The following is a 19881-nucleotide window of genomic DNA, read 5'->3' as shown; positions in this document are numbered from 1 at the left end:
GCTGACGCTCGCCGCGAAGGCCGGGAACCCGACGCCGGGGCCTGGCCTTCGCCGTGTCCGGGTGGTGGCGCCCCCGTGTCGCGGTGATCTTCTCCCCGGCACCGGCGCGCTGGAGCGGGGTGTGAGCCCGGCCTCGCCGCCGAGCACCTTCACCTACGACCCGAATGACCCGACCCCGTCGGTGGGCGGGCCGAAGCTGGACGGTAACGGTCCCGGCCCCAGGGACAACCGGTCGCTGGAGAAGCGGGCGGGCGTGCTGACCTTCACCTCACCGGTGCTCGAGTCCGACCTGGAGGTTGTCGGGCAGGTCACGGCGCAGGTGTGGCTGCGCGCCGACCGGCCCAGCAACGACCTGTTCGTCCGGCTGTGCGACGTTGACGAGCGCGGCAAGTCGATCAACGTGTGCGACGACCTGGTCACCGTTCGGCCCGACGGCACGACCATCGAGTGTGGGTCGCTGGGCCCGATCGGCACCGCGATGATCGGCCGCTCGCCGCCGACGTCGGAAAGCCTCACACCCACTCCGAAGGGGCGCCGGCGATGACATCGCCCGGCGACCCCTGCTGGTCGGATGAGGACGGGGACGGCCACCGTACGCGGCCGTCCCCGGTGGTGCTGCTGGTTCAGCGGTTGGCCACCCCGGCGGTCGGGGTGGGCCGGACCCGCTCGAACCGCACCTTGCTCAGCCAGCCCGGGAGGTCGCTGAGCACGTACAACTCGCCCTGCACGTCGGCGCCGAACGCCGTCGGCTGGGTGGGGAGGGTGCCGATCTCGGCGGACTCGTAGCCACCCGTGGACGTGGGACGCACGGCGAACGCGCGGGTCGAGCAGTAGTCGCTCGCGATGTAGGTCCCCCGCGCCTCCGGGGTGACGGACCCCCGGTACACCAGGCCGCCGATGATGGAGCAGTTCTCCGTCATGTAGTGCTCGTACTCGACGACCGGGTCGGTGAGCCGGACGCCCGGCCGGCACTGCGTCTGGTCGAAGACCGGCGTGCCCTCCTTGCAGGACCAGCCGAGGTTCGCGCCACGCTGCGACGGGCGGATGTGGTTGATCTCCTCGATCAGGCCCTGGCCGACGTCGCCGATCCACAGCGAGTTGTCGACCGGGTCGATGGAGAACTTCCACGGGTTGCGCAGCCCGTAGACCCAGATCTCCGGCCGTGCGCCCGCCGTGCGGACGAAGGGGTTGTCGAAGGGTACGCAGTAGGGCTTGCCTCCGCAGCTGCGGTTGACGTCGATCCGCACGATCTTGCCGAGCAGGGTGCCGAGGTTCTGACCGCTCTTGAACGGGTCGTTCGCGCCGCCGCCGTCGCCGGTGGACCAGTAGAGGTAGCCGTCGCGGCCGAAGGCCACCTGTCCGCCGTTGTGGTTGCCGAACTCGGCGTGCTCCTGGGTGAGCAGCACCTGTAGCCGGTCGGGAGCGCCGAGCGGCACCCGCGCCAGGGTCAGCGCGCCGGCTGGCAGGCTCGTGTACGCCACGTAGAGGATCCCGGTACGGGCGAAGTTCGGTGCCGGCGTGATGCCGAGCAGGCCGCGCTCGTTGTCGGACGTGTCGACCCGGGCGGTCAGGTCGAGCACCGGCGCGGCCGCCAGGCCGGTGTCGGGGTGGTACGCGCGGACGGTCCCGTTCTTCTCCGCGATCAACATCCGACCGTCCGGCAGGCCGGTGATCGCGATCGGACGCTGCAGACCGAACGCCACCCGCTCGGACACCACGGTCAGCTCGGTGAGTGGCGTCGCGCGGGCGTGGGAGGTGCCGGCTGCCGCGGTGCCGGCCACCGACGCGGGTGGTGACAGAAGCACGGACAGGGTCAGGATGAGCAGGCCGGCCAGCATGGTGGCCGGGCGATGTCGCCGTCGCTGCATGTTCGGCTCCTCGATCAGGGGGTGGAAGGTGGTGTGGGAGCGTTTCCACGCTACATCGACCTGATTCGATGTCAAACCCGCTGGTCGTCCGCCACGCGCGCCGATGCCGTCGACCGCCGGCCGCCCAGATCGAGCTGATTCGATATAACATCGGCGGCAGGGCAGTGCCACTCCGCAGGGGCGTACGGCGCGGAGTGTTCGCCATCCACCGGGCGGGCCGGGCAGCCGGCGGTGGCCACCGATATCGGGCGCGGCGGGGTTGACGCCGGCTCGGCGTCACCTGCGGCGTGCTGGTCCAGCGGCGAGTGCGGTGCTCCGGTCGTCGGCCGTGCGGCGATTAGCCCCTGGCCGGCGGCACGTACCGGTCCCGGGTCGTCACGAGCGCCGCCCGGGCCCGGAACCACCGGCTCCGGGCCCGGGTGCCGTCGTGGTCGGACCGCCCTCACCTACCGCAACTCGTCGATATGGAGAATGACCATGCGCAGCCTTCTCGCGGCGATCAGCGCCGCCCTGCTCCTCGGCACCGTCGCCGGCAGCGTTCCCGCCGCCGGATCGGACGCCGCCCCGCGATCGTGCCTCCGTGGCCTGCTGTTCTGCGAGGACTTCGAGCGACTGCCCGTCGGCGGGCCCAGCACGGTGAACTGGGGCGTCGACACCCGCCACGGCGCGCTCGCTGTCGAGCGTGCCCGCCGTGGCAACCAGGTGCTGCACGTCCACACTGTCGACAACGGGCGCGCCTTCCTGCGCGTCGACGACTTCGCCGCGCCAGGCAACCGGTTCTACGGCCGGATGCGTCTGCGCGTCGACGCCTTCCCCACCGCCCCGGACTGGGCGCACTTCACGCTGGTCGAGGCGACCGGTACCGGCAGCGCGGAGGTCGTGCGTCCGATCGGTGGCCAGTACGCGCCCACGGTCCCCGGAACCTTCTGGGGAATCGGCGCCGACGGCGGACCGACCGGCGACTGGACCAACTGGCGGGAATCCGCCCCGGTCGTCGGGGACACCTGGCAGTGCGTCGAGTGGAAGATCGACGCGGCCGACAACCGCGTCCAGGTGTGGATCGACGGCGTGGCGAACCCGGAGCTGACCGCCTCCACGAACGACCACGGTGGCAACGACGTTCCCTTCGTCCTGCCGACCGTCGACACGGTGAAGATCGGCTGGCAGCTCTACCAGGGCGGCACGACGCCGGGGGAGTTCGACCTCTGGATCGACGACATCGCTCTGTCGACCAAGCGGCTCGGCTGTTGACCTGAAGCCCTCCGCGTCGCCGTGAAGTCGGTTCCGGTCGGCATGCCTGCCGGGGTGCGGCCGTGCTCCGTACCCCGGCAGTGGCTTTGCCTTCTGCCGCTGACCCAGCCGGCGCATCAGCTCGACCCAGGCCCGCGCGACGCGCTCGGCGGCGGCGATGCCGGATCGGCATGAACACCGCGACTTCTGTCTTCGACCCCCTGCCGGACCCGTGTCAGGGTCGAGTCCTGCCCGTCCGGCGCAGCACGTGCCGGACCAACCGCGCCGACAAGGAGCACTCATGATCTTTCCGACACGCGGCCTGGTGGCCGGGCTGGCTGTGGTGTCCCTGGCCGCCTGCGGCCCTACCGCTGCCGCCGAGCCACCGGCACGCGACCGCGCGGTGACGGTCACCGCGTCCGCCGCCGACCGGGACCATGAGTTCCGGCGGCTGGAGGAGACGTTCGACGCGCGGCTGGGGGTCCACGCGATCGACACCGGCACCGGCCGGACCCTGGGGTACCGGGCGGACGAGAGGTTCGGGTACGCCTCGACGTTCAAGGCGTTGGCCGCCGCGGAGGTCCTGGACGAGACCACCGACGCCGAGCTGGACCAGGTGGTGCGGTACTCGGCGGACGACCTGGTGACCTACTCGCCGATCACCGAGCAGCACGTCGCCGACGGCATGACGCTACGGGCGATCGCCGACGCCGCCGTGCGGTACAGCGACAACACCGCCGGTAACCTGCTGCTGCGCCGGCTCGGCGGGCCGCAGAGGTTCGAGAAGGAACTGCGCGGGATCGGGGACAAGGTCACCGATCCGGCGCGCTACGAGACCGCGCTCAACGAGGCGAGGCCGGGTGACCGGCGGGACACCAGCACCGCGCGGGCCCTGGCCCGCGACCTGCGGGCGTACGTCGTCGGCGACGCCCTCGAACCCGCGGACCGCGACGTGCTCACCGGGTGGCTGCGGGGCAACACCACCGGCGGCGAGCTGATCCGGGCCGGTGTGCCGGACGGCTGGGTCGTGGGGGACAAGACCGGCTCCGGCGGATACGGCACCCGCAACGACATCGCGGTGATCTGGCCCCCGGACCGCGCGCCGATCGTCCTCGCGGTGCTCTCCAGCCGCGACGAGAAGGACGCCGACTACGACAACGCCCTGATCGCCCGGGCGACGGAGGTCGTGATCGCCGGATTGTGACGGTGGGCCGGCCCGGAGGCGTGGTAGCGCCAACAGCCGCCTGGACTTCCCTCTCGCCGCCGCCGCGGAATGTCACGGTGCGGTGGTGACACGGCGGCACTGCCCGACGGGTGGGGTGGGCGCTGCAATGGGAACGTCACGCCATCCCGAAGGGAACCCATGAACACCCCAAGATCCGATGACCCCTGGGAGACGACGGCTCACCCGAGCCCTCCTCCGGCGGGAAGCTCACGAGTCCCGACGACGCAGCGGTCCCGAACGGCCGTGGACACCTCCCGGCCGTTCGGCGCCCACCTGCGGATGAGCTGGTGGAAGCCGCTCGTGGTCATCCTCGTGCCGCCGCTGGTGATGCTGGCCCTCCAGGTGTTGTCCTACCTGCTGGTGGGCGTCATCGAGGGCAGCGACGACCCGTTTTCCCCCACCATCACACCGCTGAAGTCGCTGGCCGTCAACCTCAGCATCGGTGCGTCGGGCGTCGTGGCGCTGCTGCTCCTGGCGCGGATCGCCAAGGTGCCGTGGCGCAGCCTGATCAGCTTTCCCCGAGCCTTCGACACCCGCCGGCTGACCTACTACCTGGTCGGCGCGGCGCTGCTGGTGGGAGCGGGGATCGGTCTCGTGGCGCTGGTCGCGCCCGACTCGCCGGGCTGGGTCGGCTTCGGTGTCAGCGGCACGACGGTCGCCCTGCTGGTGGTCACCGTACTGACCACGCCGCTGCAGTCCGCCGGCGAGGAGCTGTGGTGGCGTAGCGCCGTGCTGCCCGCCGCCGCGTCCTGGGTGCGTGCGGTCCGCCCGGCCCTGGCCGTCGGGCTCGTCATCTCCAGCCTGGGCTTCGCCCTGCTCCACGGGTCGAGCGACCCCTGGCTGTTCGGTTACTACACCTTCATCGGCGTCTGCACCGGTCTGATGGCGATCATCAGCCGGGGCATCGAGGCGCCGGTCGCCTTCCACGTCGCCAACAACGTCCTGTTCGGGATCGTCAACACGGTGCTGGCCGACGGCGAGCCCTACGCGATCGACCGGTCCACCGACTCCGGTGACGCGTCCCTGTTGATCCTCGGTGCCGTCAACGTCGCCATGGTGGTGCTGGTCTGGCTGCGCGAGCGGCGCGCCCGGGCCACGAGCCCGGGCTAACTCCACCAGGGCAGGGTGCCGGTGCGGAGGTGGTCGTGCAGGGAGCGGGTGACCTGCGCCATCGTCGCCTCGCTGCCGGGTTGAGCGGCGGCGGGCACCCGGGAGGCGGTGAGCGCGGCGATCGCGTACGACTGCCCGTCGGCGTGGTCCACCACGCCCACTTCGTGGCGCAGGTGCAGCAGGGTGCCGGTCTTGGACGACCAGCGCGACGCGTCGGAGGTGAAATCCGGGGCGAGCCGCTGCCGGTGCAGGTTGTCGCCCATCAGCGCGCGTACCCGTGCGGCGGTGGCCGGCTGGATCGTCGAGGGTCGCCAGAGGGCGTGCAGCAGGTCGACGAAGGCCCGGGCCGACCCGGTGTTGGCGCGGGTGACGTCGAGTTGGGCGACGGGGTGGCCCTGCCCGGGGGTCGCGGCCCCGATGGCGAGGGAGTGGGCCAGGTGCACGTCGTCGGGGCCGAGACGTTCGGCAGGCGTGTCGGCGAGGTCGCCGGCCCGGTGCCGGATGACGATGCCGTCGATGCGTAGTCGCCGTAGCTCGGCGGCGACCGTGGCGGGTGGGGTGAGGTCGAACAGGGCGTCGGCAGCGACCCCGTCGCTGATGGAGGTGCTCAGGTAGAGCAGGTCGTCCACGGCGATCCGCGCGGGGTGGCGGAAGCGGCTCAGCCCGGTGGGGCCCGGTGTGGTGATCCGACCGGGCGTGACGTCGACCGGTGTCGCCGGGTCGAGTTCCCCGCGCGCGATCCGTTCGAGCGTCGCGACCGCCAGCGGCACCTTCACCAGCGACGCCGCCGGGTACGGGGTGTCCGTGTCGAAGCCGATCTCCGCGCCGGTGTCGAGGTCGCGGACCAGGAAGGCGCCGTGCAGCCCTGCCTCGTCGAGCAGGTCACGGGCGTTGCGCACCACCGCGGTGGCGCTCACGTCGAAGCGCCCAGGCAGCGCGCGATGTCCGTGTGCAGGACGGTGCGGAGTTGGTCGTGGTCCTCGCGGAGGCCGGCGGCGAGGTCGTAACCGCGCAGGAGCCGAAGGCCGGCGAGGGGGCACCAGTGCAGCCCGAACTCCTCGGCCTGCTGGCGGGAGCAGAGCAGCAGATCGGGGGAGCCGAGAGCCGCCGCGGCGCCGTCGACGAGGGACGGCGCGACCGCCACCTGGGCCGGCGCCAGACCGGTCGACTGGCCGGCGCGGGTCAGCGGGTCCCGCAGGTGGGCGACGTCGTCCTCGGGTTGGATCAGGATCCGCCGGCGTGCCTGGGTGCGGGCACGGCCGCTGCGCAACGTCTCCAGGAACACCGTCGGCGCCGGAAACGGGATCCGGGCGGCCAACCCGAGCGGCACCCGCCAGGTCGCCGTCGCCTCCGGAACCGCCACGATCCCGGCACCGACCTCCAGGGTCTGGCAGAGCCGGGCGCGCTCCGCCGGGCCGGCCGGCCGTACCTCCAGGTGGATCCGCTGCCGCCGCGCCGCGACCACCAGGGCAGCGAGACCGGGCGGCGGGCAGATATCGGGTACGGCGACCCGCAACGGACGCAACCGCGCCCGCTCGGCGTCGTCGACCATCGCGTCGGCGAGGTCGACCAGACGCCGCGCCGTGGGCAGCATGTCCTGCCCGAACGCGGTCAACCGGACCGCCCGGGACGACCGGTCGAACAGCCGCGCCCCGAAATGTTCCTCCAGGGCGGCGACGCGGCGACTGGCGACCGACTGGGGGATGCCCGCCGCGGTGGCGCCGGAGGTGAAACTGCCGTGGCCACTGACCGCGACGAAGGCCCGGCAGGCGGCGACCACATCCACCTGCCAAACGTATACCCGGAGCGCACGGGCGACCGGTGCGGCCTGCTGGACGAGGAAGCCCGAAATGAACCATCACCCCGGACTTTGGGTCAGTCCAATGGGTACTTTTGCTCAACCGGAGCGTAGTTTCCGCAGTAGTCATCTAGCTTAGTGCGGTTCCCGGCGATAGCCTCTCGCCGGGCCTACCACACTCGCCTGGCCCGTCGAGATCCCCCCTCCACTTCCGCGCTGGAACTGGAAAGGAACCCCCATGTCCAGTCAACCCCCGGTCGCACGAACCCTCAGATCACACCCCGGCCGAGATGCGCGACGGCGTCTGTTGCGGTGCCTGGTCGCTGTCATCCTCCCGGCGACGTCGCTGTCCGCCGCTTCCCTTGCCGTCGGCACCCCGGCCTGGGCCGCGCCCACCAGCGCGCCGGCCGTCCTCACCCCCACCGCCGCCACCGGGACCAACAACTGGTACCGGGAGCCGGTCACCCTGAACCTCTCCGCGACCGACGCGGTCAACGGCGTCCAGCGCCTGGAGTACCGGCTCGGCAACACGGCGCCGTTCCAGACCGCCGCGTCCGCGGCCGACCCGTACCCCGCCAGCCTGGCCGGCTCGGTCCAGATCACCCAGCAGGGCAGCACGGTCGTCGGTTACCGGGCCATCGGCGGCGACGGCTCGGCCGAGGCCGTCCGCACCATCACCGTGCGGATCGACACCGTGGCACCGGTGGTCAGCTGGCCCGGCATCGTCGACGGGCGCGTCGGCCACACCGCGACGTTGATCCCGACCCGGACCGATCCCGCGCCCGCCTCCGGCGGAGTCTTCATCCACCGCATGTGGATCGACGGCAGCGAGGTCACCCCGCTGCCCGTCGCCACCTCCGGCCTGGCCACCGGTGGGCACACGATCAGCGTGGTGGCCAGTGACGCCGCCGGCAACGCGGCGCGTTTCGACCAGGCGTTCGTGGTCACCACGTCGTACGCCGATCTCGACGCCCTCATCGCCGGCTTCGTCACCAGCGGCGCGCTCAGCGCCGACGCCGGGGACAGCCTGCGCGCCACGTTGGCGGAGGCGGCGAGCCTGGCGGAGGCGGGCAACACCAACGGCGCGGTACGCGCCCTCAACCAGTTCGTCGCCGCGGCGCAGCGCGCGACCGCACCCGGCTCGGCGCGCGACACCCTGGTCGGTGACGCCCGCTACCTGCGCCAGCAGGTCACCAACACGCTGCCGGAGGAACCGGCGACCGGGATGACCGTCACGCCGGCCGCCGGGCCGAACCCGATCCCCGCGGCGACGCCGCTCGCGGCGTCGACCAACTTCCCCGGCGCCGGCTACCGGGTGCTGTACTTCTCGGCCACCAAGGGCTTCCGGCACGACCACATCCCGGACACCGCCCTGCTCGTCCAGCAGTTGGGTGAGCAGTACGGCTTCGACGTGGACATCTGGGACCCGCGGCTCGCCCCGATGTCGCTGCCCAGCACGCCGTTCACCTCCGCCGCCGACCTGGCGAAGTACAAGACGATCATCTTCTCCTCGCCGGTGGACGGGACGAACCCCAACAGCTCGCCGAACGCGAACGCGCTCAACCCCAGCGAGCTGGCCGCCCTCCAGGGATACATCCAGGCCGGCGGCGGGTACTTCGGGCTGCACGGCGCGTCCGACGCGATCCACAGCGTGCCGTGGTACCGGGACCTGGTCGGTGCGTGGTTCACCAACCACCCCAGCGGCCAGAACGGCGAAGGGACCTGCGGCAGCTGCATCAACGTGCGGGTCAACACCGAGGACCGCACCAACCCGGCCGTCGCGCACCTGCCGAAGACCTGGCTCACCATCGACGAGCTGTACAACTTCTCCCACAACCCGCGGGCCGAGGTGCACACGCTGCTGAGCCTCGACGAGTCGTCGTACCAGCGCAGCCTCAACAGCGGCAACGCCGCGAACAACCCGCTGCGCCTGATGGGCGGGGACCACCCGATCGCCTGGTGCCAGGAGTACGACGGCGGACGGGCGTTCTCGCTCATCCTCGGCCACGATCGCGCGCAGTACCAGCGCGACCCGTTCACCCGGATCCTGCTCGAAGGTATCCACTGGTCGGCCGGGCAGACCGAGGCGAACTGCTCGAGCTTCCGGCAGACCCGGACGCTGATCAGCGGCGAACGTGCCGCCGGCGCCCTGGACGAGGAGTCGGCCGCGGCCGCCTCCGCGCTGCTCGACGACGCCCTGGCCGCGTACCTCGCACAGAACTACAACGCCGCGACCACGTCGCTGAACCGGATCATCGCGATCGTCGGCAAACCCGCCGCGGGCAGCGAGGCGGCGCGGGCCGAGCTCGACCGCCAGGCCCGCCAGCTGCGGGACTGGATGTTGTCGCTGAAATCGTCCTGACCCCTGTGTTGCCGCCGGCCCCGCAGGGGGCCGGCGGCAACACAGGGGGGCGTCCCGCTGGGCTCACCACCGGTTCCTGGTGGCCCGGAACGCCGCGGCGAGCCGGTCGACCCCCCGTCCCAGTTTGACGCGCGCCGCGGAAGGGAAGTCTCGCGACACCTCAATGAAGGAGGCGGTATGGAGAAGTCCGCTGGCGGCGGGCGCAGTTGTCGACAGTCGACGGGTCCACGCGTGGCGGTGCATGCTGCAGCGCCACCCGCGAGGGGGCGAGCCTGATGGCGCGCGTCGGTCGCTACGGGATCCCAGCGTTCGTGTGGTCCCTGATCTGGCTCGTCGTCTGCATCTTGATCGTCATCCTGTTGGCCATGCTCATTCACCACTTCGGAGGCGCCTCTCTGTCGCTCAAGCTCGGCCACTTCTACCTGAACGTCGGGGTCACCTGACCTGCCAGATCGTCGACATTTCGGGGCCCGGTACCGCGCCAGGTTCGTTAGCCGCCACCTTCGGTGGCGGCTAACGCGGTTTCGAGACCGTCGGGCGGAGCCGGCTGATCGCGCAGACCATGGACACGGTTCAAGCCGTGTGGCCGAGGCCGTCGGCATGCGGTACCTCCACGTTCGATGTACGGACGCTGGCGGGCCGGGCGGCCTCCCGTCCCGGGTCGAGCCTTGCCAGGCGCGGAACCGGGTGAGGCCGAGTACGAGACGACCCGCGAGATGCTGAGGTCCTGGCAGGTCCGCTGACAGCGAGCAGCCCATCGATGTAAAAGTTTCTAGACATGACGTCGAATATTGCTTACTCTTGCGATGTCAGGGATTCTTTACATCGGGAGTCGGTCATGACGCACGAGGAGAAGCGCGCCTGGACCATGCTGGTCGTCAGCGTGGTCGCGTACGCGGTCTACGCCGCTGTCGTCCTGAGCCGGGCCGGCGGCGGACCGCTCGCCGCCACTACCTACGCCGGTGCTCTTCTGTGGACGGTCGGCGGCGCCGTCGCCGTGAACATCGTGGCCGAGATCGGCATGGGCGTGGTGAACCCGCGCGCGTCGCGCGTCAAGGACGTGCGCGACCGGGAGATCGGGCGGCTCGGCGACCACGTCGGCCAGGCGTTCGTGGTCATCGGCGCGGTGTCGGCGATGCTCATGGCGTTGGCCGAATGGGATCGGTTCTGGATCGCCAACGTCATCTACCTGTGCTTCGTGTTGTCTGCGGTGGTCGGCTCCCTGACGAAGGTGATCGTCTACCGCAGGGGCGTCCCGCAGTGGTGAAGCCGACGCGCGTCACGAACAACATCCGCGCGCTGCGCTTCGCGCACGACGAGATGACGCAGGCGGAGCTCGCCGAACGGATCGGCGTGACCCGGCAGACCGTCATCGCCATCGAGCAGGGCCGCTACTCGCCCTCCCTGGAGATGGCGTTCCGGATCGCCCGCGTGTTCGGCGTACGACTCGACGACGTGTTCCAGTACCCCGAGGAGGCGGCACCGTGAAGGCGATCGTGCAGGACACCTACGGCCCGGTTGACGTGCTTCAGTTGCGCGACATCGACCCACCGGCCATCGGCGACGACGATGTCCTCGTCCAGGTTCGCGCGGCCGGCGTCGACCCTGGAGTGTGGATCTTCATGGCCGGCCGGCCCTACCTGGTCCGTCTCGCGAGCGGGCTGCGCCGCCCGCGGGTGCCGGTGCGCGGCCGGGACCTGGCCGGAGTGGTGGCCGCGGTCGGTGCCCGGGTGACCCGCTTCCGGCTCGGCGACGAGGTGTACGGCACGTGCCTGGGCGGCTCGTACGCAGAGTTCGCGAGCGTGCCGGCACAGCGGCTGGCCGGCAAGCCGGCTAACCTGTCGTTCGCGCAGGCCGCCGCGGTGCCCGTGTCCGGGATGACGGCCCTGCGCGCCGTGCGCGACAGCGGCGCGGTGCGCCCTGGGCACCGGGTGATGGTGATCGGCGCGGCGGGCGGCGTCGGATCCCTGGCCGTGCAGATCGCCAAGGCGTACGGCGCGACGGTGACCGCCGTCTGCGCCCCGGCCAAGGCCGACTTCGTCCGGTCCCTCGGCGCCGACGACGTCCTCGACTACACCCGCGAGGAGGTCGACCGCGACGGCCCGAGGTACGACCTTGTCATCGACACCGGCGGTGACCGACCGTTGTCAGTGCTGCGACGCGCGCTCACCCCGCACGGGACGCTGGCGCTGGTCGGCGGCACGTACACGAAGGGCCGGCTGCTCGGCGGCTACGGCCGGCAAATGTTCCACGCGCCGATGTTGTCCCTGTTCGTCGGCCAACAGTTGCGCTCCGTGAGCAGCATGGAACGCGCCGAGGACCTCGAAGAGCTGCGGAACCTCATCGAGTCCGGTGCGCTCACCCCGGCGGTCGACCGCAGCTACCCGCTCGTCGAGGCGGCGGACGCGATCCGGCACCTCCGGGACGGTCACCCCGCGGGCAAGATCATCGTCACCATCTGACCGCGTCAGGCGCCGTACAGCACAGCTTCTGGGCAGGGAACCGAGGTGATGGCCGCTCCCTGAGCCCACCCGGTTGGCGGATTCCGTGCCGGCAGTCGGCAAACGGACTGTGCCGGGCGCCAGCCGGGGCGCATCGTGAGAGCGGAAAATCCCTGCTGGGGGTGGTCGGAGAGGTAGGCCGTCATGGAGTTGAACCGGCGGTTGGCGCAGGACCCACCGGAACGCAGCGCGAGCGAGGTGATCGGCCCTCATCTGCTGGGCCGGGTGTACCGGCCGGACCCGCGGGACTGGTCGCTGCCGCGGCTCATGGAGATCGCCGAGCCGCCGGCGGAGATCCGGCAGCGGACCATCGAACAGGTGCTGAACGAGACCACGTACTTCACCGACTGGCGGGCGTACCTGGTCTTCTGGCGCTGGCTGAAGAAGCAGGCCGGCGGGCCCCCGCCCGCGCCGGCTCCGACGCCGGCCGGCGACGCGGCTCCGGCCTGGCAGTTGCCGGTCCAGTTGGACCAGGGCGACACCGGGCACTGCGTGGGTTTCGGCTGGTCGGGTTGGGTGGACGCCACGCCGGTGCCGGGGGAGTACCAGAACACCGATGCGCACGCGCTGTACTACGAGTGCAAGGTGATCGACGGTGAGCCGCGGGCGGAGAACGGCTCGACCGTGCGGTCCGGGGCGCTGGCGCTGCGCAACCGGGGCCGGCTGGCGGCGTTCGCGTTCGCCGGCTCGCTGGCCGAGATCGATCAGTGGATCAACACCCAGGGGTCGGTGGTGGTCGGCACCAACTGGACGGACGACATGTTCCACCCGGACGCCGACGGCTACGTGAAGCCTACCGGCGCGGTGGCCGGTGGACACTGCTACGTGATGCTGGACCGGCTGGACGAGGAGCGGGCGTACCTGTTCCAGAACTCGTGGGGGGCCGGCTGGGGGCAGCGCGGCCGCTTCAAGATCAAGTGTGCGGACTTCGAGGGCCTGCTCTCCGCCGACGGCGAGGCCTGCTGCGCCGCCGAGCTCCCGCACTGACCTCGATTCCCCGGGGTTGATCGGCCGCTGCCCCCACGTATTCGGAGGGCGTGGACTCACCCAACACTGTTGCCCCCGCCGGTGGCGATCCTCTACGGTCGGCGGAAGCGGTGGGCGGTGCGGTCCGCATCCGACCGACACCGCCGGGTGCCCGTCGCGCGGGCCGGGATGGTGGAGTCCCGGGCCACCCCGTCGGCGGTCGTCGCGGCGGTCGTGTGACTCCAGCTCGTCCTCCGGGTGGTGCTGCCCGGCGCGGCTTCCGCGCGGAGCCGACGGCGAGCGGGCCACGCCGATCCCCACCGGAGAATCCCGTGTTCCTCAGCCCGCACGAGCAGGACCGCCTGCTCGTCCACGTCGCGGCCGACGTCGCTCGCCGCCGCCGCGAGCGCGGCCTGCGACTCAACTATCCCGAAGCCGTCGCGATCATCACCGCCTTCCTGCTCGAAGGGGCCCGCGACGGACGGTCGGTGGTCGACCTCATGTCGGCCGGCCGGACGGTGCTCGGCCGCGACGACGTCCAGGACGGCATCCCCGAGCTGCTGAGGGAGGTGCAGGTGGAGGCGACGTTCCCGGACGGTACCAAGCTCGTGACGGTGCACCACCCGATCCCGTGATCCCCGGGGAGATCCTGCCGGCGGCCAGCCCGGTCGAGATCAACGTGGGTCGGCCGGTGACCACCCTGGTCGTGGTCAACACCGCCGACCGTCCGGTGCAGGTCGGCTCGCACTACCACTTCGCCGAGGCCAACCCGGCCCTGATGTTCGACCGGGCCGTCGCCTGGGGTCAGCGTCTCGCCGTTCCGGCGGGTACCTCGGTCCGGTTCGAGCCGGGCGTGAGCCGCACCGTCGAGCTGGTCCCGCTCGGCGGCGCACGCGTCGTGCCCGGTCTCCGTGGCGAGTGCGCCGGGCCGCTGGACGAAGCGTCACCGACCGCGCCCAAAACAGCGGCGCCGACGACCGACGGGCCGGCGCGGTGAGCGCCGTGCGGCGGGACCGCTACATCGACCTGTACGGGCCGACCACCGGCGACCGCATCCGGCTGGCCGACACGAGCCTGCTGATCGAGGTGGAGACCGACCACTGCGTGGGCGGCGACGAGGCGGTCTTCGGCGGCGGGAAGGTGATCCGCGAGTCGATGGGCCAGTCGCGGGCGACCCGCGCCGAGGGGGCGCTGGACACCGTCATCACCGGCGCGGTGGTGCTCGACCACTGGGGCGTGGTCAAGGCCGACGTGGGTCTGCGCGACGGGCGGATCGTCGCCCTCGGCCGGGCCGGCAACCCGGACACCATGCCCGGCGTCCACCCCGAGCTGGTCATCGGCCCGGCCACCGAGGTCATCGCCGGCAACGGCCGGATCCTCACGGCCGGCGCCGTCGACACCCACGTGCACTTCATCTGCCCGCAGATCGTCACCGAGGCGCTGGCCAGCGGCGTCACCACCCTCGTCGGCGGCGGCACCGGCCCCGCCGAGGGCACCCGGGCCACGACGGTCACCCCGAACGCCTGGCACCTGGCCCGCATGCACGAGGCGCTGGACCCGCTGCCGGTCAACGTGCTGCTGCTCGGCAAGGGCAACACCGTCTCGCCGGAGGCGCTGTGGGAGCAGTTACGCGCCGGCGCGGGCGGTTTCAAGCTGCACGAGGACTGGGGCACCACCCCGGCGGCGATCGACGCCTGCCTGCGGGTGGCGGACGCCTCCGGGGTGCAGGTGTCCATCCACACCGACACCCTCAACGAGGCCGGTTTCGTGGCCGACACGCTGCGGGCGATCGCCGGCCGGGCCATCCACTCGTACCACACCGAGGGCGCGGGCGGCGGGCACGCGCCGGACATCATCACGGTGGCCAGCGAGCCCAACGTGCTGCCGTCGTCGACCAACCCGACCCGGCCGTACACCGCCAACACCCTCGCCGAGCACCTGGACATGCTGATGGTCTGCCACCATCTCAACCCGTCCGTGCCGGAGGACCTGGCCTTCGCCGAGAGCCGCATCCGACCGTCCACCATGGCCGCCGAGGACCTGCTGCACGACCTCGGCGCGATCTCCATCATCGGCTCCGACGCCCAGGCGATGGGCCGGGTGGGCGAGGTGATCCTGCGCACCTGGCAGAGCGCGCACGTCATGAAGGAGCGGGTCGGCGCGCTGCCCGGCGACGGCGCGGCCGACAACCACCGGGCCCGCCGGTACGTGGCGAAGTACACCATCTGCGCGGCGATGGCGAACGGGCTGGACACCGAGATCGGCTCGGTCGAGCCGGGCAAGCTGGCCGACCTGGTGCTGTGGGATCCGGCGTTCTTCGGCGTACGACCGCACCTGGTGCTCAAGGGCGGCATGATCGCGTACGCCCAGCTGGGTGACGCCAACGCGTCCATCCCCACGCCGCAGCCGATGCTGCCGCGCCCGATGTTCGGGGCGTACGGCGTCGCGGCGGCGGCCACCAGCCTGGCGTTCGTCGCGCCGGCCGCCCTCGACGCCGGGCTGCGCCTCGACGTGCGGCGACGGGTGGTGCCGGTCGCGGACGTGCGCTCGCGGGGCAAGGCCGACCTGCCGGAGAACGACGCGATGCCCCGGATCGAGGTGGACCCGGACACCTTCACCGTGCGGATCGACGGTCAGGTGGTGGAGCCGGACCCGGTGCCACGCCTGCCGATGGCCCAGCGGTACTTCCTGTTCTGATGGCGACGTCGAGCCTGCTCCTGTTGCTGGCCGACGGTCGCTTCCCGGCCGGCGCGCACGCCCACTCCGGCGGCCTGGAGGCCGCCGTCGCCGCCGGCCGGGTCACCGACCTGGCCTCGTTGGAGGCGTTCCTGGCCGGCCGGCTGGCCACCGCCGGGCTGGTCGGCGCGGCGTTCGCGGCGGCGGCGCACCGGGCGGTGACCTCGGCCGGTCCCGCCGTACGCGGGTCCACGCTGGCGTTGCTCGATGCGGAGCTGGACGCCCGGACGGCGGCACCGGCGCTGCGCACGGTGTCCCGTCGCCAGGGTCGGGCTCTGCTGCGCGCGGGCCGGGCCATCTGGCCGGAGGCGTCCTTCGACGACCTGCCCCGCACACCTGGCGGTGCGCACCAGCCGTTGGTGCTCGGGCTGCTCTGCGCCGCCGCCGGCCTGAGCCGCGCCGAGACCGCCACGGTCGCCGCCCACGGCACGGTGACCGGTGCGGCCAGTGCGGGCGTACGCCTGCTCGGCCTCGACCCGTACCAGGTCCAGGCCCTGCTGGTCGGTCTCGCCGACCGGTGCGACGGCACCGCCGCCGAGGCGGCCCGGGCCGCCGACGACCCACCCGAGCGGCTGCCCGCGGCCGCCGCGCCCCTTGCCGACATCCATGCCGAAGCTCATGCCACCTGGGAGGTGCGTCTCTTTGCGTCCTGACACCGTTTCGCCGACCGCTGCGCCCACTGCCGACCCGGATGCCCCGCACGACGAGACCGTTCCGCACACCCACCCCGAACCGGGGGTGGACCCGCATCCGCCGCTGGCACAGGCCGGCCGGGCGCTGCGCGTCGGCATCGGCGGGCCGGTCGGGTCCGGCAAGACCGCCCTGGTGGCGGCCCTGTGCCGGGCGTTCGCCGGCGAGCTGCGACTCGGCGTGGTCACCAACGACATCTACACGACCGAAGACGCCGACTTCCTCAAGCGGGCCGGCGTGCTGGACCCGACCCGGATCCGCGCCGTGGAGACCGGGTGCTGCCCGCACACCGCCATCCGCGACGACATCGGGGCCAACCTCGACGCCGTGGACGAGTTGGCCGAGGCGGTCGGCCCGCTGGACCTGGTGCTGGTCGAGAGCGGCGGGGACAACCTGACCGCCACGTTCAGTCGGGGCCTGGTGGACCGGCAGATCTTCGTGGTCGACGTGGCCGGCGGGGACAAGGTGCCGCGCAAGGGCGGGCCCGGGGTCACGTCCGCCGACCTGCTCGTGATCAACAAGACCGACCTGGCCCCCATGGTGGGCGCGGACCTGGCCGTCATGGACCGGGACGCGCGGGCCCGGCGCGGCGACCTGCCGACCGTGTTCCTGTCGATCGTCGGCGACCCGACGGCGGGCCGGGTCGCCGACTGGATCCGCCACCAACTGGCCCACCACGCGGTCCGGCACCCGATCGCCGCGCCGGCCGGTCCGGCCTGATGCGCGCGTTCGCCCGGGTGGTGGCCCGCGCGGACGGCCGGGGCGGCACGGTCCTCGCCGAGCTGCGCGGTGAGACGCCGCTGCTGCTGCGGCAGACACCCGGGCACGGCCGTGCCGCGACCGTGTACGTCGTCGGCGGGGCGGCCGGCCCGCTCGCCGGCGACGACCTGCGCCTGGAGATCGACGTGGGGGAGGGCGCGGCGGTGCGGGTGCACACCGTCGCCGCCTCGGTCGCCCTGCCCGGCCGGCCCGACGCCGTGTCGCGGATGGCGGTCCGCGCCGTGGTGCACGACGGCGGCGCACTGCACTGGCTGCCCGAGCAACTGGTCGCGGCGGCCGGCTGCGCGCACCTCGCCGAATCCCAGGTCGAGCTGGCCGCCGGAGCGCGGCTGACCTGGCGCGACGAGGTGATCTGCGGCCGGTACGGCGAGACGCCCGGCGCGGCCGTCGTGCACACCCGGGTCGACTACGACGGCCGGCCGCTGCTGCGCCAGTCGCTGGCCGTGGGACCGGGCGCGCCCGGCTGGGCCGGCCCCGCGGTGCTCGGCGGCGCGCCGGCCACCGGGTCGCTGCTGGTGGTGGACCCGTCCCGCCCCGCCGAGGCCGCGACCGTCGAGGGCACCCTCGCCCGGCTGCCGCTGGCCGGTGGCCCGGCGACACTGTGGACCGCCACCGCGCCCGACGCGCACACGCTGCGCGCCCACCTGGGCGACGCGACCCTCGCCACGGTGGTGTGAAGCGGGAGTCAGCGGTGAAGGCCGGCCGCCTCGGCGTGGTCGCGGCGACCGGCCGGGTCGAGTCGGGCGATCAGGTCGGCGAGGTGGTCGAGCAGGGCGGTGTCGGCCGGTACGCCCGCCTCGGCGAGGCTGGCCCGGATCCGCTCGTCGACGCGGGCGTGCTCGCGGCGGCCCCGGGTGGTCAGGTAGGCCCGGATCCGTCGGCGGTCCAGCGGGTCGATCCGCCGGAACACCAGGTTACGGTCGACGAGCTGGTCGACCAGCTTGGTGAGGGTGCCCGGCGGCAACGACGCCTCGGCGGACACCTCGCTCATCGGGTGGCCCTGACCGTCGGCGAGCAGGCACAGCACCCGCCACGCCTCGGTGGTCAGCTCGTCGTCGGCCAGCACGGCGGCCAACCGGCGGGAGAGCAGCCGTTCGGCGCGGGTGAGCGAGCGCAGCAGGTCGGCTGGCGCCCCGGGCACGTCTGACATGGAACTCCCTGGGCCGGTGGCCCTGCCATGGTACCGAGTCGTCCCGGTCCGTGGTGAGCTGTGGTTTTCCCGGGTCGGCCGGGCAATCATGGGCTCATGTCCGCGCCGGCACCGCCGTGGCTCACCGTCGATCGGGCCGTGGTCAGCATCGCGCTGGTGTACCCGATGCGCGGGCCGGCGGGAATGTTCGGCCCGACCTGCGAACTCTGCGCCCAGCTCGCGGTCGAGGAGATCAACGCCGGTGGTGGGGTGCTGGGCCGGGAGGTGCGGCTGGTGCCGGTCGACGGTGGCGCCCCGCCCGCCCAGGTGGCCGCCGAGGTCGAGGCGCTGGTGTCGGTGGGCGCGGTGCAGGGCGTGACCGGGTGGCACATCTCCTCGGTGCGGCAGGCGCTCGCGCCCCGGGTCGCGCACCGCGTGCCGTACGTCTACACCGCCCTGTACGAGGGCGGTGAGCGTACCGAGGGGGTCTATCTGACCAGCGAGACGCCGGACGCCCAGCTGTGGCCCGCGATGCGGCTGCTCGCGGGGGAGCAGGGCGTGCGCCGCTGGTTCGTGGTGGGCAACGACTACGTGTGGCCCCGGCGCACCGCGCGGGCGGCCCAGCGGTACGCGCTGCGCGGCGGTGGTCGGGTGGTGGGGCAGGCGTTCCTGCCGCTGGAGACGCACGACTTCGACGACGTGTTGCGCCAGGTCGAGCGCAGCGAGGCCGACGCGGTGGTGATGCTGCTCGTCGGCGCGGACGCGGTGCGGTTCAACCGGGCGTTCGCGCGTGCCGCGCTGGACCAGCGGTGCCTGCGGCTGAGCACCCTGATGGACGAGAACATGCTGCTGGCCAGCGGGGCGGGCGCGACGCGGCGGCTCTACAGCACGGCGGGCTTCTTCGCCGGCCTCGTGACGCAGGAGACCCTCGACTTCCACGGCGAGTTCGCCCGCCGGTTCGGGGTGGAGGCGCCGCCGCTGGGCAGCCTGGGGGAGTCCTGCTACGAGGGCGTGATGCTGCTCGCCGCCCTGATCGGGCAGGCCCGCACCCTCGACGTACGGGCGATCGAGACGGCCGCCGACACGGTGGCGTACCACGGGCCGCGCGGTCGGCTGCGGCTGCGTGGGCGGCACGTGCGCCAGCGGATCTACCTCGCCGAGGCCGAGGGTCTCGACTTCACCGTGCTCGCCCAGCTCTGACCGTCCCGCCGGACCCTTGACAGGTCCACCCGACGGGACCCTAAGATACTTCCTGCGTGAAGTATCTGGCCCCGGGCCCGGATACCGCGATTGTGTGTCCACCGTCGGCGAAATCTGTTCGCCGACCATTGTGGTGGCAATTCCTTCGTCGAATTGATCAGGGCCGGCACCGTCTTTCCTGGATGGTGCCGGCCATTGTGGCGTGCGCTGCCTGCAGGGGTGTGGGAAACAGTCAATTAAGGACTGGGAAACACTCACGCAATCATGCCGATCGACGCTTTGCGTG

General features: G+C 72.4%; 21 protein-coding genes. 17 read left to right on the top strand and 4 right to left on the bottom strand.

Features of this window, described 5'->3' with window-relative positions; genetic code table 11:
- The first annotated feature begins 61 nt into the window (after nucleotides 1-61).
- Nucleotides 62-544, top strand: coding sequence for a CocE/NonD family hydrolase C-terminal non-catalytic domain-containing protein (locus K7640_RS25105; RefSeq protein WP_308042700.1), 483 nt, complete (start codon nucleotides 62-64; stop codon nucleotides 542-544).
- 79 nt (nucleotides 545-623) lie between these two features.
- On the opposite strand, the gene K7640_RS25100 is transcribed toward K7640_RS25105, so the two are convergent.
- On the bottom strand, nucleotides 624-1868 hold the full coding sequence (locus tag K7640_RS25100; RefSeq protein ID WP_222957370.1) for a sorbosone dehydrogenase family protein: 1245 nt from the start codon (nucleotides 1866-1868) through the stop codon (nucleotides 624-626).
- Between the two features lie 477 nt (nucleotides 1869-2345).
- Between K7640_RS25100 and K7640_RS25095 the strand changes: the two genes are divergently transcribed.
- From K7640_RS25095 to K7640_RS25085, 3 genes are all read left to right on the top strand, one after another.
- Nucleotides 2346-3119: a hypothetical protein gene (locus K7640_RS25095; protein ID WP_255609898.1), complete on the top strand. Its 774-nt coding sequence runs from the start codon at nucleotides 2346-2348 to the stop codon at nucleotides 3117-3119.
- 280 nt (nucleotides 3120-3399) lie between these two features.
- On the top strand, nucleotides 3400-4302 hold the full coding sequence (bla, locus tag K7640_RS25090; protein ID WP_222957368.1) for a class A beta-lactamase: 903 nt from the start codon (nucleotides 3400-3402) through the stop codon (nucleotides 4300-4302).
- A 264-nt stretch (nucleotides 4303-4566) separates the two neighbouring features.
- Nucleotides 4567-5433 carry a CPBP family intramembrane glutamic endopeptidase gene (locus K7640_RS25085; RefSeq protein ID WP_222957367.1) on the top strand — a complete coding sequence of 289 codons (867 nt, stop codon included), beginning with the start codon at nucleotides 4567-4569 and terminating at the stop codon, nucleotides 5431-5433.
- Here K7640_RS25085 and K7640_RS25080 read toward each other — a convergent pair.
- Both K7640_RS25080 and K7640_RS25075 read right to left on the bottom strand, forming a co-directional pair.
- Nucleotides 5430-6350, bottom strand: coding sequence for a serine hydrolase (locus tag K7640_RS25080; RefSeq protein WP_222957366.1), 921 nt, complete (start codon nucleotides 6348-6350; stop codon nucleotides 5430-5432). The genes K7640_RS25085 and K7640_RS25080 overlap by 4 nt on opposite strands.
- A complete protein-coding gene (locus K7640_RS25075; RefSeq protein ID WP_222957365.1) occupies nucleotides 6347-7219 on the bottom strand; it encodes a LysR family transcriptional regulator in 873 nt (290 codons plus the stop codon). The genes K7640_RS25080 and K7640_RS25075 overlap by 4 nt, the downstream gene beginning before the upstream one ends.
- Nucleotides 7220-7538: 319 nt before the next feature.
- Here K7640_RS25075 and K7640_RS25070 point away from each other — a divergent pair, with 319 nt between their 5' ends.
- The 12 genes from K7640_RS25070 (at nucleotide 7539) to K7640_RS25015 (ending at nucleotide 17943) form a co-directional block, all read left to right on the top strand.
- On the top strand, nucleotides 7539-9593 hold the full coding sequence (locus K7640_RS25070) for a ThuA domain-containing protein (RefSeq protein WP_222957364.1): 2055 nt from the start codon (nucleotides 7539-7541) through the stop codon (nucleotides 9591-9593).
- Between the two features lie 275 nt (nucleotides 9594-9868).
- Nucleotides 9869-10036, top strand: a complete 168-nt coding sequence (locus K7640_RS25065) for a hypothetical protein (protein WP_222957363.1) — start codon at nucleotides 9869-9871, stop codon at nucleotides 10034-10036.
- Nucleotides 10037-10431: 395 nt separating this feature from the next.
- Nucleotides 10432-10860, top strand: a complete 429-nt coding sequence (locus K7640_RS25060) for a hypothetical protein (RefSeq protein WP_222957362.1) — start codon at nucleotides 10432-10434, stop codon at nucleotides 10858-10860.
- On the top strand, nucleotides 10854-11081 hold the full coding sequence (locus tag K7640_RS25055) for a helix-turn-helix transcriptional regulator (protein ID WP_222957361.1): 228 nt from the start codon (nucleotides 10854-10856) through the stop codon (nucleotides 11079-11081). The genes K7640_RS25060 and K7640_RS25055 overlap by 7 nt, the downstream gene beginning before the upstream one ends.
- Nucleotides 11078-12055 carry an NAD(P)-dependent alcohol dehydrogenase gene (locus tag K7640_RS25050; protein WP_222957360.1) on the top strand — a complete coding sequence of 326 codons (978 nt, stop codon included), beginning with the start codon at nucleotides 11078-11080 and terminating at the stop codon, nucleotides 12053-12055. Before K7640_RS25055 ends, K7640_RS25050 begins: the two co-directional genes overlap by 4 nt.
- 183 nt (nucleotides 12056-12238) lie before the next feature.
- Entirely contained in the window at nucleotides 12239-13081 is an 843-nt protein-coding gene (locus K7640_RS25045; protein ID WP_222957359.1) for a hypothetical protein, read from the top strand.
- 311 nt (nucleotides 13082-13392) lie between these two features.
- Nucleotides 13393-13695: an urease subunit gamma gene (locus K7640_RS25040; RefSeq protein WP_222957358.1), complete on the top strand. Its 303-nt coding sequence runs from the start codon at nucleotides 13393-13395 to the stop codon at nucleotides 13693-13695.
- Complete coding sequence (locus K7640_RS25035) at nucleotides 13692-14057, top strand: urease subunit beta (protein WP_222957357.1); 366 nt, start codon at nucleotides 13692-13694, stop codon at nucleotides 14055-14057. The genes K7640_RS25040 and K7640_RS25035 overlap by 4 nt, the downstream gene beginning before the upstream one ends.
- Nucleotides 14054-15757: an urease subunit alpha gene (locus K7640_RS25030; RefSeq protein WP_222957356.1), complete on the top strand. Its 1704-nt coding sequence runs from the start codon at nucleotides 14054-14056 to the stop codon at nucleotides 15755-15757. The genes K7640_RS25035 and K7640_RS25030 overlap by 4 nt, the downstream gene beginning before the upstream one ends.
- A complete protein-coding gene (locus K7640_RS25025) occupies nucleotides 15757-16449 on the top strand; it encodes an urease accessory protein UreF (RefSeq protein ID WP_222957355.1) in 693 nt (230 codons plus the stop codon). The genes K7640_RS25030 and K7640_RS25025 overlap by 1 nt, the downstream gene beginning before the upstream one ends.
- On the top strand, nucleotides 16439-17206 hold the full coding sequence (gene ureG / locus K7640_RS25020; RefSeq protein WP_222957354.1) for an urease accessory protein UreG: 768 nt from the start codon (nucleotides 16439-16441) through the stop codon (nucleotides 17204-17206). Before K7640_RS25025 ends, ureG begins: the two co-directional genes overlap by 11 nt.
- Complete coding sequence (locus tag K7640_RS25015; RefSeq protein ID WP_222957353.1) at nucleotides 17206-17943, top strand: urease accessory protein UreD; 738 nt, start codon at nucleotides 17206-17208, stop codon at nucleotides 17941-17943. Before ureG ends, K7640_RS25015 begins: the two co-directional genes overlap by 1 nt.
- 8 nt (nucleotides 17944-17951) lie before the next feature.
- Here the strand turns inward: K7640_RS25015 and K7640_RS25010 are convergent, their stop codons facing one another.
- Nucleotides 17952-18416: a MarR family winged helix-turn-helix transcriptional regulator gene (locus K7640_RS25010; protein WP_222957352.1), complete on the bottom strand. Its 465-nt coding sequence runs from the start codon at nucleotides 18414-18416 to the stop codon at nucleotides 17952-17954.
- Between the two features lie 96 nt (nucleotides 18417-18512).
- On the opposite strand from K7640_RS25010, the gene K7640_RS25005 reads away from it, so the two are divergent.
- Entirely contained in the window at nucleotides 18513-19595 is a 1083-nt protein-coding gene (locus K7640_RS25005; RefSeq protein ID WP_222957351.1) for a substrate-binding domain-containing protein, read from the top strand.
- The last annotated feature ends 286 nt before the right edge of the window (nucleotides 19596-19881 follow it).

The organism is Micromonospora sp. PLK6-60, assembly GCF_019890675.1.
Classification (GTDB): Bacteria; Actinomycetota; Actinomycetes; order Mycobacteriales; family Micromonosporaceae; genus Micromonospora.
This window is presented reverse-complemented; position numbering and strand designations above follow the sequence as displayed.

Coding starts and splice junctions, on each gene's coding strand:
- K7640_RS25100 (WP_222957370.1), bottom strand. CDS start 1,868: ATGCAGCGACGGCGACATCGCCCGGCCACCATGCTGGCCGGCCTGCTC.
- K7640_RS25065 (WP_222957363.1), top strand. CDS start 9,869: ATGGCGCGCGTCGGTCGCTACGGGATCCCAGCGTTCGTGTGGTCCCTG.
- K7640_RS25010 (WP_222957352.1), bottom strand. CDS start 18,416: ATGTCAGACGTGCCCGGGGCGCCAGCCGACCTGCTGCGCTCGCTCACC.
- K7640_RS25045 (WP_222957359.1), top strand. CDS start 12,239: ATGGAGTTGAACCGGCGGTTGGCGCAGGACCCACCGGAACGCAGCGCG.
- K7640_RS25025 (WP_222957355.1), top strand. CDS start 15,757: ATGGCGACGTCGAGCCTGCTCCTGTTGCTGGCCGACGGTCGCTTCCCG.
- K7640_RS25005 (WP_222957351.1), top strand. CDS start 18,513: ATGTCCGCGCCGGCACCGCCGTGGCTCACCGTCGATCGGGCCGTGGTC.
- K7640_RS25095 (WP_255609898.1), top strand. CDS start 2,346: ATGCGCAGCCTTCTCGCGGCGATCAGCGCCGCCCTGCTCCTCGGCACC.
- K7640_RS25015 (WP_222957353.1), top strand. CDS start 17,206: ATGCGCGCGTTCGCCCGGGTGGTGGCCCGCGCGGACGGCCGGGGCGGC.
- bla (WP_222957368.1), top strand. CDS start 3,400: ATGATCTTTCCGACACGCGGCCTGGTGGCCGGGCTGGCTGTGGTGTCC.
- K7640_RS25060 (WP_222957362.1), top strand. CDS start 10,432: ATGACGCACGAGGAGAAGCGCGCCTGGACCATGCTGGTCGTCAGCGTG.